The 12941-nt window shown below is 40.0% G+C and carries 10 protein-coding genes; 9 read left to right on the plus strand and 1 reads right to left on the minus strand.

Annotation, left to right across the window (positions count from 1 at the left end; genetic code table 11):
* Positions 1–9 precede the first annotated feature (9 nt).
* From TPSD3_RS11125 to TPSD3_RS11140, 4 genes are read left to right on the plus strand one after another with little or no spacing between them, the layout of a single operon-like run.
* Entirely contained in the window at positions 10–789 is a 780-nt protein-coding gene (locus TPSD3_RS11125) for an ABC transporter permease (protein WP_086488616.1), read from the plus strand.
* Positions 789–1490 carry an ABC transporter ATP-binding protein gene (locus TPSD3_RS11130; RefSeq protein ID WP_086488617.1) on the plus strand — a complete coding sequence of 234 codons (702 nt, stop codon included), beginning with the start codon at positions 789–791 and terminating at the stop codon, positions 1488–1490. Before TPSD3_RS11125 ends, TPSD3_RS11130 begins: the two co-directional genes overlap by 1 nt.
* A gap of 26 nt (positions 1491–1516) precedes the next feature.
* Positions 1517–3487, plus strand: coding sequence for a glycosyltransferase family 2 protein (locus TPSD3_RS11135; RefSeq protein WP_086488618.1), 1971 nt, complete (start codon positions 1517–1519; stop codon positions 3485–3487).
* Positions 3488–3516: 29 nt separating this feature from the next.
* A complete protein-coding gene (locus TPSD3_RS11140; RefSeq protein ID WP_086488619.1) occupies positions 3517–6669 on the plus strand; it encodes a glycosyltransferase in 3153 nt (1050 codons plus the stop codon).
* Between the two features lie 87 nt (positions 6670–6756).
* On the opposite strand, the gene TPSD3_RS11145 is transcribed toward TPSD3_RS11140, so the two are convergent.
* On the minus strand, positions 6757–7398 hold the full coding sequence (locus TPSD3_RS11145; protein ID WP_086488620.1) for a c-type cytochrome: 642 nt from the start codon (positions 7396–7398) through the stop codon (positions 6757–6759).
* 338 nt (positions 7399–7736) lie between these two features.
* On the opposite strand from TPSD3_RS11145, the gene TPSD3_RS11150 reads away from it, so the two are divergent.
* The 5 genes from TPSD3_RS11150 to TPSD3_RS11170 all read left to right on the plus strand — a co-directional run bounded on the left by TPSD3_RS11150 (position 7737) and on the right by TPSD3_RS11170 (position 12918).
* Positions 7737–8690: a LysR family transcriptional regulator gene (locus TPSD3_RS11150; protein WP_086488621.1), complete on the plus strand. Its 954-nt coding sequence runs from the start codon at positions 7737–7739 to the stop codon at positions 8688–8690.
* A gap of 14 nt (positions 8691–8704) precedes the next feature.
* Positions 8705–9418: a DNA polymerase III subunit epsilon gene (gene dnaQ, locus TPSD3_RS11155; RefSeq protein ID WP_086488622.1), complete on the plus strand. Its 714-nt coding sequence runs from the start codon at positions 8705–8707 to the stop codon at positions 9416–9418.
* 91 nt (positions 9419–9509) lie between these two features.
* The gene (gene pgi, locus TPSD3_RS11160) at positions 9510–11150 is read left to right on the plus strand and encodes a glucose-6-phosphate isomerase (RefSeq protein ID WP_086488623.1); all 1641 of its coding nucleotides are present in this window, start codon (positions 9510–9512) and stop codon (positions 11148–11150) included.
* A 1-nt stretch (position 11151) separates the two neighbouring features.
* Positions 11152–11889 (plus strand): tRNA threonylcarbamoyladenosine dehydratase, encoded by a 738-nt coding sequence (locus TPSD3_RS11165; RefSeq protein WP_086488624.1) that lies wholly within the window; start codon positions 11152–11154, stop codon positions 11887–11889.
* A 336-nt stretch (positions 11890–12225) separates the two neighbouring features.
* Positions 12226–12918 carry a pilin gene (locus TPSD3_RS11170; RefSeq protein WP_086488625.1) on the plus strand — a complete coding sequence of 231 codons (693 nt, stop codon included), beginning with the start codon at positions 12226–12228 and terminating at the stop codon, positions 12916–12918.
* Positions 12919–12941: the final 23 nt, after the last annotated feature.

Consider the following 12941-nt stretch of genomic DNA (forward strand, 5'->3'; position numbering starts at 1 on the left):
TGAATAAAAATGAGTAACAAAATGTCGTTATTGTTTCGTTATGTTGAGTTAATTTTGTATAAAACTTATGCCGATTTGCGGGCAGAAAGTGCAAGAACTTATTTAGGTTTTTTGTGGTGGATATTTGAACCCATGATGTTTATGGGAATTTTTTATATTGTGTTTGGTTTAATGCTGGGGCATAAAACAGACAATTATGTGCCATTTTTATTGGTTGGATTAACGGTTTGGCAATGGTTTAAATCATGTTTATCGCATGGTGCTAATACCATTGGGGGCGCATTATATATTACTCGCCAAGTTTATTTACCTAAAATTATTTTTCCCATTATTCTAATCTTAACAGACACCACAAAGTTTATTTTTATTTTTTCTTTGTTATTGGTTTTTTTATGGATAAATGGTTTTCCTCCTACGGTGCATTATCTGGCTATTCCGATTTTATTTATGGTGCAGATTTTATTCATTGCGGGATTTACTTTTTTATTAGCGGCGATTGTGCCATTTATTCCTGATTTACGGTTTGTGGTTGAGAATATATTAACAGCGGTTTTTTTTGGATCGGGTGTTTTTATGTCGGCGGATATTGTGCCAGAGGCTTATCGTTTTTATTATTATCTTAATCCGATGGTGAATATTATTGAGAGTTATAGAAATGTGTTAATGTACCATACTTGGCCAAATTGGACATCATTATTAATTGTGCTTATTTTTTCCCTAATAATGATTGTTATCAGCACATGGTTGGTGAGAAAATTTGAATATATTTACCCCAAGGTGACTTCATAATGTCAACACAAGAAAAAGTGGTCTCTTTAAAAAATGTAGGCGTTTTCTACAAGAAGAATCGCGGGATATTTGGTGAACCATTTTGGGCATTAAGAGATGTCTCTTTTGAGCTTTATCAAGGCGAGACATTAGGCATTATTGGACGTAATGGAGTCGGTAAAAGTACCTTATTGCGTTTAATTGCAGGGATTATTAAACCCGATTGTGGCGAAATCACCAATTACGGCTATCAAGTCTCGTTATTATCTTTGCAATTGGGTTTTATTCCTTATTTAACAGGCAGAGAAAATGCGGTTCTCAGTGGTATGTTATTGGGATTGCGTAGAAAAGAAGTGATTGAGAAATTACCTGCCATTATCGAATTCTCTGAATTAGGTGCATTTATTGAACAACCTATTTCTACTTATTCATCAGGAATGGTGGCGCGCTTAGGTTTTTCGGTTGCATTCATGGTTGACCCTGATGTACTATTAATTGACGAAGTTTTAGGCGTAGGTGATGCCGAATTCAGTGCCAAATCAACTCGCGTGATGCAAGAGAAAATTAAATCGAATAAAACCATTATATTCGTTTCTCACAATGCGGTATTAGTGAATCAATTATGTGATCGCGTCGTGTGGATAGAAGAAGGGGTGTCACGCTGTGAAGGAGAAACCGCTAAAGTATTGGCCGAATATCACAAATTCTTGTCGTTAAAGTAACTCTTATCATTTTCGTAAATAAAGCAATGCCTGAATTAAATCAAACCCAAATAACGACTGAGAAAAAAGCTAATCTTTGTGAGCAAGATTTAATTCGGGCAGGGCGTTATTTGCACGTTTTGCAGCGGGAAATAAACCAATTACGCCATTCTTTTACATGGCGAATCGGTAGCCGAATCACGGCATTTATTTTAAAGCTATTAAACCGCCAAGCAGGCACGACAGCGTTAGATGTGATAGATGGCATTTCTCCCAGCGTGTATCATTTTTTAGAAACACTGAAAACTAAACCTTATTTAGCCACGACACATTGGTTTAATACTGAAGAATATCGCGCATGGCAACAACGTTATTGTGTTTTAACGGAAACGCAAAAGAAACAGCTAAAAACCAAAGCCGCACAATTTGATTCTTCCATTCAAATTGCTGTGTTAATTTTTGTACAAGATATTTCTCAATTAGAATTAACTTTAAATAGCTTAAAACAGCAATTGTGTGATCATTGGCGTGTGATTTTATTAACCAATAAAGAAGAAGATAATAAAACGATTAAAACCCAGTATGGAAACACGTCAAAAATTAGTGTATTTTATGAAAAAAATAGTTCTGAAATTGAGCTAATAAATTCTCTATTGCGTTATTTGCCAGAGGCATTTTTTATACGCTTTAACAATGGGGATAAAATAGAAGAATATGGCATTTATAAAATGATAGAAGCCTTATATTTTGCACCCAATGCCCCTTTTTGGTATGCGGATGAAAGTCATTTAGATCATAATCATTGTTGTGAAAATCCCTATTTTAAATCAGATTGGAATATTGATTTATTTTATGCCGCGCCTTATGTGCTAGATACTGTGCTTTTTAATACTAAAAAAGTTCTAAAATTAGGTGGTTTTAAAACCAATGATGCTGATTTATTAGAATATGATATGGTGTTGCGTTTAATAGAGCAGGATAATAAAGAAAAACCTTATCATATCCCTCATATTTTATATCATAAAACAGTGCATCATGCTGTACTTAATTATGAAAATATTAAAAATAGACTGACTGCTCATTTTGAACGATTAGGGCAAATTGTGCGCATTGAGTTATATCATGCGGAATATGCGCCTTCTTTTAAAATTAATTATCCCATTCCTAATCCTAATCCATTAGTCAGTATTATTATTCCTATTCGAGATAAAGTTGAGTTATTGCAATCATTAATTAATGATTTAATGAATAAAACCGCTTATCAAAACATTGAGATTATTATTGTTGACAATAACAGTGAAAAAGTAGAAACTTTAACTTATCTTTCTAGTTTGTCCCAATATAAAAATATTTCACTTTTAACACAAAAATATCCTTTTAATTATTCAAAACTAAACAATGAAGCCGTAAAGCAAGCCAAAGGGGAAATATTGGCTTTTCTCAATAATGATTTAAAGATTATTCATGTCGATTGGTTAAGTGAAATGGTTGCCCATGCTGTACGTCCTGACATCGGCGCGGTGGGCGCAAAGCTCTATTATCCTGACGATACGCTGCAACATGCGGGAGTGCTGTTAAATTTTTCAGGCATTGGACAACATGTATTAAAACATTTTTTTCGTCAAGACACGGGCTATTGGCACAAGTTAATGCACACCCAAAATTATACCGCGGTCACGGCGGCTTGTTTGGTGATGAGAAAAACGGTATTTGAACAAGTGAATGGTTTTGAGGAAAAGTTAAAAGTGGCTTTTAATGATGTCGATTTATGTTTAAAATTAACTCAGCAACATTATCGAATTGTGTGGACACCTTTTGCTGAATTGTATCATTTAGAATCGGTAAGTCGGGGGCAAGATCAGGGCTTTTTTCAACATTTACGATTAAGGCAAGAACTGACTTTTATGCAGCGTAAATGGAAGAAAGAATTAAATCATGATCCTTATAATAACCCTAATTTAAGTCCTCTTGCTGCCAATTATCAATTGGCTTATCCGCCGAAGAAATCTTTAATTTAATATTAACCTTTTTTATTGAGAATTATATTATGCAAATTATCGTATTAGGAATGCACCGTTCAGGCACTTCTGCTGTGGCCAGATTATTAAATATGATGGGTTGTTATTTCGCGCCTGAACGTATGGAATTGCCTGCAACGGAAGCGAATCCTAAAGGTTATTGGGAACGCCGCGATGTGGTGAATTTAAATGAAGAAATTTTGACTCATTTAAAGTATAAATGGGATTTAATTGCCAATTATAATTCACAAATTTCTGTCAGCGAAAATATACCAGAATATTTTTCTTCTCGTGCTAAAGAAATTATTTTAGGTTTAGATGCCAATCGCCCTTGGATGATAAAAGACCCAAGACTTTGTTTATTAATGCCTTTTTGGCTGCCTTTGCACGAATTGCCTGTGTGTATTTATGTGTATCGTGATCCTTTGGAAGTGGCATTGTCGCTGCAAAAAAGAGAAGGTTTTAGCATTAATTATGGCTTGGCATTATGGGAAAAATATACCTTAATTGCCCTGAATGACAGCCAAACCATTCCGCGTTTTCTTGTCTCTTATCATGAGCTAATGGAAGAGCCAATTGCTACGGTTCAAAAAATGTATCAAGCCTTGCTTGATTTGCAAATTCAAGGCTTACGTTTGCCCAATGATAATGAAATATTAGCGTTTATTGATCCGCAATTGCATCATCAAAAATATCGCGCTGCTGAACATTATTCCAGTCATTTAAGTTGCGCGCAAAAACAGCTTGTGGATATGTTTGAAGAGGGGACTATTTTAACGCAAAGTCCATTGCCAAAATTATCCGCTTCGGCGCAAGAATGTTTATCCGATTATGAGTGTCAATTGTCTGTTAAACAATCGCTGAATCAATCCCGTGAGGAAACTCAGCAAGTTCATGAAAAATTGACGACGGTAGAGTCTAATTTACGCTTTAAAGAAGAATTAGTGGCTTCTTTAAGTAAAGACAAATCTGATTTGCTGAAAAAATCAGCCAAATATGAGGTAGAATTAGCAGAATTAAAGCAGGCTGCTCTTTCTCTAAAAGATCAGTATCAATCTTTGCAAAAAGAACACTCTATTTTGCAAAAAGAATGGTCTAATATTCATCACCAATCTACCGCTCAACGTGCTGAATTAGCCCAATATAAGGAAAAACTGGAAAACCAACAACAACAACAAGATATGGCTATACGAACGGTGCGGGCATTAGACGTTGATATTCGAGCGGTTTTTAATTCTTTAACGTGGAAAATTGGCGATACCATGACACGCATGGCGTTACGCTTGCTGTTTCGCCGTCCTGATAAAACCGCTAAAGATCACATTGAAGAAACCATTGCCGAATTTGGGCAGCGTTTTCAAGTCAGTGTTGGGGTTGCAGAAAAGCCGCCAGTGAGTAAACCCAATTCAAGCTCTACTTTAGAATTAGTGAGCAAAAAAATTGAGCAACGTTTTATTAAGAATTATCGACATTGGATAAATAATTATGACACGCTTAATACCAGTGTGATTAAGAAAATGGAGCATGTGATGTTGCAATGGGGAAATAAGCCCATTATTTCCATTATTATGCCCACTTATAACACGGATGAGCGATGGTTGCGTAAAGCCATTGATTCGGTTTTAAATCAAATTTATCCACATTGGGAATTGTGCATTGCGGACGACGCATCAACTTCGCCTCATGTGGCTGATATATTAAGAGAATATGCACAGAAAGATTCTCGCATTAAATTGGTTTTTCGCACGGAGAATGGGCATATTTCTGAGGCTTCTAATAGTGCCTTAGCATTAGCCACAGGTCATTACATTACCTTTTTAGATCATGATGATATGTTATCTCAACACGCGCTTTTTTGGGTGGTTGAAGATATGCAGCAATATCCCAATCATAAAATGTGGTATTCCGACGAAGATAAGGTGAATGAAAGCGATGAACGTTATGAACCTTATTTTAAATGTGATTGGAATCCTGATTTATTTTTATCGCATAATTTAGTCACGCATTTAGCGGTTTATCAAGCCGATTTAATTCATGAAGTGGGTGGCTTGCGTAAAGGTTATGAAGGGGCGCAAGATTATGATTTGGTGTTGCGCGTGATTGAAAAAATTAGTCCTGTGGAAATTCGCCACATTCCACGAATTTTATACCATTGGCGTGCCATTCAAGGCAGCACAGCCACCTCTCCTGATGAGAAACCTTACGCCTTATTGGCCGCACAAAAAGCCATTGGAGAGTTTTTACAGCGTAAAGGCATTCAAAATGCGGAGGTTTCTGAAAATCCAGAAATTAAAGGCACAATACGGGTTAAATATCCTATTCCCGACCCTGCGCCTTTAGTGAGTTTAATTATTCCTACGCGAAATGGTTTGCACTTATTGCAGCGGTGTGTGGAAAGTATTTTAGCAAAAACTTTATATCGAAAATTTGAAATTATCATTATTGATAATGAAAGTGATGATCCTGATACATTGGCTTATTTTCAACAGCTAGAAAAAGAAAAGCAGGCAAGAATTATTTCTTATCCCCATCCCTTTAATTATGCCGATATGAATAATATGGCAGTGCAGTTTGCACAAGGGGAATTGGTCGGCTTATTAAATAACGATTTAGAAGTGATTAATCCCGAATGGTTAGGCGAAATGGTGAGTCATGCGATTCGGCCTGAAATTGGCGTGGTGGGCGCACGGTTATGGTATCCCAATGAAACCTTGCAACATGCGGGTGTGATTTTGGGTATTGGCGGCTCCGCAGGACACGCACATAAAGGCTTTAAACGCGGAAATGTCGGCTATTTTGGGCGCGCAGCCTTGATTCAAAATTATTCGGCAGTGACAGGCGCGTGTTTGCTGGTGAGAAAAAACATTTTTGAGCAAGTCGGCGGATTAAATGCAGAACATTTGAAAGTGGCTTTTAATGACGTTGATTTTTGCTTAAAAACGCTGCAATTGGGTGTGCGTTGTTTATGGACTCCTTTCGCGGAATTATATCACCATGAATCGGCGAGCCGTGGTTATGAAGATACGCCTGAGAAAGTCGCTCGCTTTGAAAAAGAACGTCTCTATTTAAGAGAACAATGGCCGCAATATATTGTCGGTGATCCTGCCTATAGTTTTAATTTAACCCTAGACGCTGAAGATTTTTCTTATGCGTGGCCGCCGCGGTTGCCGTTAATCGTTTGATGGTGGCAGGAAAAAACAAAACCCCACCTCAAAAACCATTGAAGTGGGGTTTATCTTTGATTATCAGAATATTATACAACTACGCGACTAGGGACACACTTGTTGAGAAGCGTAAAACACCGCCACATTGGCAATGTCGGCATCCGTTAAGTGTTTTACCATAGGCGACATCGTGTCATTGGTACGCTGACCGTCTCGGTAGGCCGTCACCGCAGAACGGATGTAATAAGCATTTTGCCCCGCAATTTTTGGCCAAATCGGATTGACCAATTGCCCCGTCACCTGATGGCATTGTGTACAAAAACCTTCAGCCACCTTCTGACCTGCGGCGTAATCCCCTGATACGCCAACCACAGAACCTTGTCGCGGCGCGTTGGGACTGCAACGGGATTTTTCGGCATAATAAGCCGCTAAAACGGCAATGTCCGCGTCACTAGAGCGTTCTTCGTTAATTTGCGCACTCATAATCGGACTGAAACGCGAACCATCTCGATAAGCCCGCATGGTCTGTGCTAAATACTGCTCGTTTTGTCCTGCAATTTTGGGATACATCGGAGCGCGCGCGTTACCATCTTCAGAATGACACTTGACGCATTTCTTTTGCGCAATCAAAGCCGCCGCTTCATGTCCCACCGCCACTGGCACGGGGGGAGATTCTGCTTCTACCAGCGCAATATGACTGAGTAACACTAAAAAAGCCGCATGAATAAATGGCTGACGATAATTCATTTTTATCTCCTCATCTGGTGATTCTTTACAAAGAATGGCTTAACACGCTGCATGATAACCATACCTGCATTAATAATCAATTTTGTTTGCGTACCATTTTCTTGCCAATAGGACAATAACCCATTTAATATTAACACTCAATTTTTCATATTAAAATAGGGAAATGAGTGCGGTACATTTTATGTATTTCTCAGCACAGAAAAAATCAATAAATTAATAAAATAATCCCCGTGCAAAATAATAAAAAATAGTTTATTATCAAACCACATCGCCTGTTGCTTTAGCGATAAAAAACCACCACCCCTTTCTCTATTGTTACACAATGGATACCAACTTCCATGTATATGACACTCCGTCAATTGACCCTATTTCGGGCTGTGGCTGAACATTTGAGCTTTACCCGTGCCGCGGCTGAATTGTGCTTGACTCAGCCCGCAGTCTCTATTCAAATCAAACAGTTAGAAGGTCATATCGGCACGGCTCTCTTTGAACAAATCGGCAAGCGAATTTATCTCACCGATGCAGGACGAGAACTGTATGCAGCCTCTAAAGATATTTTTGCGCGCATAGATGCTTTAGAAATGTCGCTGAATGAATTGCAAGGCAGTATTAAAGGACAACTAAAATTATCCGTTGTCACCACCGCCACTTATTTTATTCCGCATTTATTCAGTGCATTTTTAAAAAAACATCCTGAGGTGAATATTCGTCTTAATGTCACCAATCGCCACAGTACGTTGGCGCGTTTGGCCAACAATGAAGATGATTTGGTGGTGATGGGACAAGTTCCTGATGATCTCACCGTGCAGACGCTCGGACAACCGTTACCTTTCTTAGAAAACTCGCTGGTGGTGGTTGCTCCCCCCGATCACCCCTTAGTGGGACAGGCGAATATTTCCTTAAAACGCTTGGCAAAAGAGACTTTTCTCGTGCGCGAACTGGGTTCAGGCACTCGTAGCGCAATGGAAACGGCCTTCACTGAACATGGCTTGGTGCTAAAAACAGGGTTTGAATTTGGCAGCACAGAAGCCATTAAGCAAGGGGTGTGTGCGGGTTTAGGTCTGTCGGTATTGTCGCGTAACACTTTGATTTTAGAATTGGCCGCAGGCACTTTATGTATTTTAGATGTGCAAGGTTTTCCGCTGCAACGCAGTTGGAATGTGGTGTATTTGAACGAGAAAAAATTGTCATTGGTGGCGCGCACGTTTTTAGATTTTCTCTTGACCCAAACAGAACAAGTCTTACGCGAAGCCAATGAACGAATTACTTATTTTCGCAATCAGGCAAAATAAATCAGGAGGTGACCATGCGCCAAATTGTATTAGACACCGAAACCACCGGCCTCGATCCCGCACAAGGACATCGCATTATTGAAATTGGCTGTGTAGAAATGGTCAATCGACGCTTAACCCAACGCCATTTTCACTATTATTTACAACCCGATAGACAAATTGATGCGGGTGCAATGGCGGTGCATGGAATTACTCATGAATTCTTGCAAGATAAACCGCGTTTTGCCGATATTGTGGCAGCCTTTATGGATTTTGTAAAAGATGCGGAATTAATTATTCACAATGCGCCTTTTGATGTGGGTTTTATTAATGCCGAATTGGCGCGTTTAAATCAAGATTGGCCAAAAATTAATGAGTATTGCGCCATCATTGATACGTTGTCTATGGCACGTAAACGTCACCCCGGGCAAAAAAATAATTTGGATGCGCTTTGTAAACGCTATCAAGTGAATAATGAACAACGGACTTTACACGGTGCGTTATTGGATGCTGAAATTTTGGCCGAAGTTTACTTAGCCATGACGGGCGGCCAAGTGAGTTTATTAAACACAGCTCAACAAATGGCACAAGCTGATTATTCTGCGACGATTCAACGAGTTACTACAGAACGCACGCCTTTGCCCATTCTTCTGGCCAACGAAGAAGAACAAGCCGCTCACGAGAAAATTTTACAAAATCTGGACAAAAGCAGCGGTGGCACATCATTGTGGCGCAGCTTGTCCAGTTAATTTTACTGTAAAAAATTTACGCCACAATAACCCTCAACAATAACGGAAAAATAAACAATAAAACACGGTGACTCACCACAGGTTATATCCCATGTCAATATTAGTCAGCAACACTCCCGCTTGGCAAGCCTTACAACAACATCAAAAACAATGGACAGGTGTATCATTACGCCATTTATTTGATGCAGATTCTTCTCGTTTCTCAACTTATTCAGTAGAAAATTCTGGCTTATTACTAGACTATTCGCGGAATTATCTGAATGCAGAAACCCGCACATTATTACTCGCTTTAGCCGAACAAATGCAATTGTCCGATTGGATTAAGCGATTGTATCAAGGCGACGAAGTCAATCACACCGAACATCGCGCCGCATTACATATGGCTTTACGTCATCGCGGTAATGCGGTGATTCGCGTCAACGGTAAAGATGTCATGCCTGAGGTTCAATCTGTATTGCAGCGCATGAAGCAATTTGTCACTGCGGTTCATCAGGGAGAATGGCGCGGCTTTACGGGAAAACGCATTGAATCGGTGGTGAATATCGGCATTGGCGGCTCGGATTTAGGCCCCGTCATGGTCACTCGCGCTTTAAAAGCCTATCATATCGGTGGTTTACGCATTCATTTCGTGTCTAACGTCGATTCCACCCATTTAATGGAAACCATTGCTGAATTAAATCCCGAAACCACGCTATTTATTATTGCGTCTAAAACTTTTTCCACCCAAGAGACCATGTTAAATGCCAATAGCGCACGCGATTGGTTTTTATCACACGCTCAAAATCCCGCCGCAGTGGCTCAACATTTCGTCGCCATTAGCACCGCAAAAGAGCGAGTCAGTGCGTTTGGCATAGACACAAAAAATATGTTTGAATTTTGGGATTGGGTGGGGGGGAGATTTTCGTTATGGTCGGCGATTGGATTGCCGATTGCTTTAGCGATTGGGATGGAACAATTTGAAGAATTTTTACACGGGGCTTATCTCATGGATGAGCATTTTTATCACGCGCCTTTTGATGAAAATTTACCCGTGTTATTAGGTTTAATTGGCGTGTGGAATAGCAGTTTTTTAGGTGCGGCGACGCAGGTTATTTTACCTTACGATTTTGCGTTGGAACATTTGCCCGCTTATTTACAACAATTAAAAATGGAAAGTCTAGGCAAAAGAGTCACCCGTCACGGAGATGTGGTTGATTACGCCACTTGTCCCATTATTTGGGGCGCAGCGGGCAATAACGGACAACATGCGTTTTATCAACTTTTGCATCAAGGCACGCATTTAATTCCTGCCGATTTTATCATTGCCGCGCACAGTCAACGCCCACTCGGCACGCACCAAGCCGCGACTTTATCCAACGCTTTAGCGCAAATTTTAGCCCTCATGCACGGCCGCAACGCCGAAGAAACCCAAACTGCGTTACGTGCCAGCGGCTTGTCAGAACAAGAGATTGTCCAGCAATTGAGTCATAGAACCTTCCCCGGTAATCAACCCAGTAACACCTTATTATATCAACGGCTATCGCCTGCGATTTTAGGCGCGTTAATCGCTTTATACGAACATAAAGTGTTTGTACAAAGCGTATGCTGGGATTTAAATCCTTTTGATCAATGGGGGGTTGAATTGGGTAAACAGGTGGCGAATGGTTTATTACCTGCGTTATTAGGACAAGGACAAGTCACGCTCCCTATTGACGGCAGCACGCAAGCCTTATTGCAACGATTGGCAAGATAAAATGACCACAGAATCACGCCATATTCGCACCGAAATTTTACTCGGCCAAGCGGCATTAGCCCATTTAAAACAACAACATATTTTAGTCGCAGGCTTGGGCGGAGTCGGCGGCTTTGCCGCAGAAGCATTAGCACGAGCGGGAATTGGACGTTTAACCTTATTAGATCACGATGTCATTGTGCCTTCTAATTTAAATCGACAATTATTGGCTTTACAATCTACTTTAGGACAAAAAAAAGCCATTGTAATGGCTGAACGATTGCGCGATATTAATCCTGAGATTGAATTGGTAATTGCCGATCATTTTTTACAACAAAATGAAGCGGCCGAATTCGTGGCGCAAGGACATTTTAATTACGTCTTAGATTGTATTGATTCTATTGCCTGTAAAGCGGCTTTAGTGGCGGCGTGTTTGCGTCAACAGGTCAAAGTGGCTTCGAGTATGGGGGCGGGAAATCGTTTGGACGTGACCCAAGTTAAAATCACGCAATTAAACCAAACGCAAGGCTGTGGATTAGCGCGAGAATTAAGGGCTTTATTAAAACAGCAACAAGTGCGTACCAATTATCCTGTGGTTTATTCGCAAGAAGTGCCGCGCTCCCCTTTACCGCACCAACACGTGGCTGCGGGTGAAGGACGGCCTCGCGCTACGAATGGAACTATTTCTTATTTACCGGGTCTTTTTGGCTTAATGCTTTCGGGTTGGGTGATTAAGGATTTATTGGCAGAAATGGAGTAAATCTGAAATAGCAAGATGATGTGATTTATAAAACCTTTGTTTTGTCAGAATCAGAATTTACAGAATTAAAAAATTTTCAAAATTTATTCTTGCAAGTCGTTTATTTTAAACATATTTTTTATTCTTTAATTCTGAAAATCCTAAAATTCTGTAAATTCTGATTCTGACAGAAAAATTTTATGAATGACTTAATTTTGGTAAAGTAAGTACCTAAAGGAAAATAATCTGGCATATCAATATTTCTACTGCCCTCCTGCAAAGATATCTACACAAGTCTATTCTGGTACTAAATTTAGCGAATGCGGAGGAGATTTTTCGGAGTAGGTTGCGGAATTGATGCAACTGGTCAACGCTGTAATTTTCAATTTAGAGTACGCAAAGATTGAAATCATGGAGACTTTCGGCATGACCTCATCCAATGACACCCAAATAACGCAAGGTAAAAAACCGCCCTCCAAAGTTGGCTGGCTGGTCGTGGCGATGAGTGTGTTTCTGTTAGGCTTAGTGGCGCATGTGTTAGGACCAGCGGCGTACAGTATCTATCCAGCCGTTGTGGTGTTGTGTGCCGCTGCGTTGGCTTTACCAGCCGCACGAAGCAAACGGCTCGCTGAAAGCAGGTTGGGGATATTCCTGTTATTGCTGTGTTTGGCAGTGGGAGTGAAATTATATACCAACCGAATATATGAGGAATATATGCAACGCTCCAAGATTATAACGGCGTTGGATTTGTTGGAGTGGCTCAAAATCCCGGTGGAAAGCTTCTATGCAACACAACACGCTTGCCCCACACCCGCGCAAATAGACGCAATGACTTCCGATAAATATGTGACAAATATCCTGCTCAACCGTCGCAATGGAGAAAAATGTATTTACATCGCTGTGTTAGACACCAAGGGCGGTTTTACTACCAACACCACGATAGGATTAGCATATCTGATTAAATCAAATACATGGAGTTGTAAAAATAAGGATACCGCTGCCACCCGGATCGATTCCATTCATTATCTGCCATCTTGGTGCAAGGACTGATGTCTCAATAAAGTCATATTAAA

Origin of the sequence: Thioflexithrix psekupsensis (assembly GCF_002149925.1) — a bacterium.
GTDB classification, from domain to species: domain Bacteria; phylum Pseudomonadota; class Gammaproteobacteria; order Beggiatoales; family Beggiatoaceae; genus Thioflexithrix; species Thioflexithrix psekupsensis.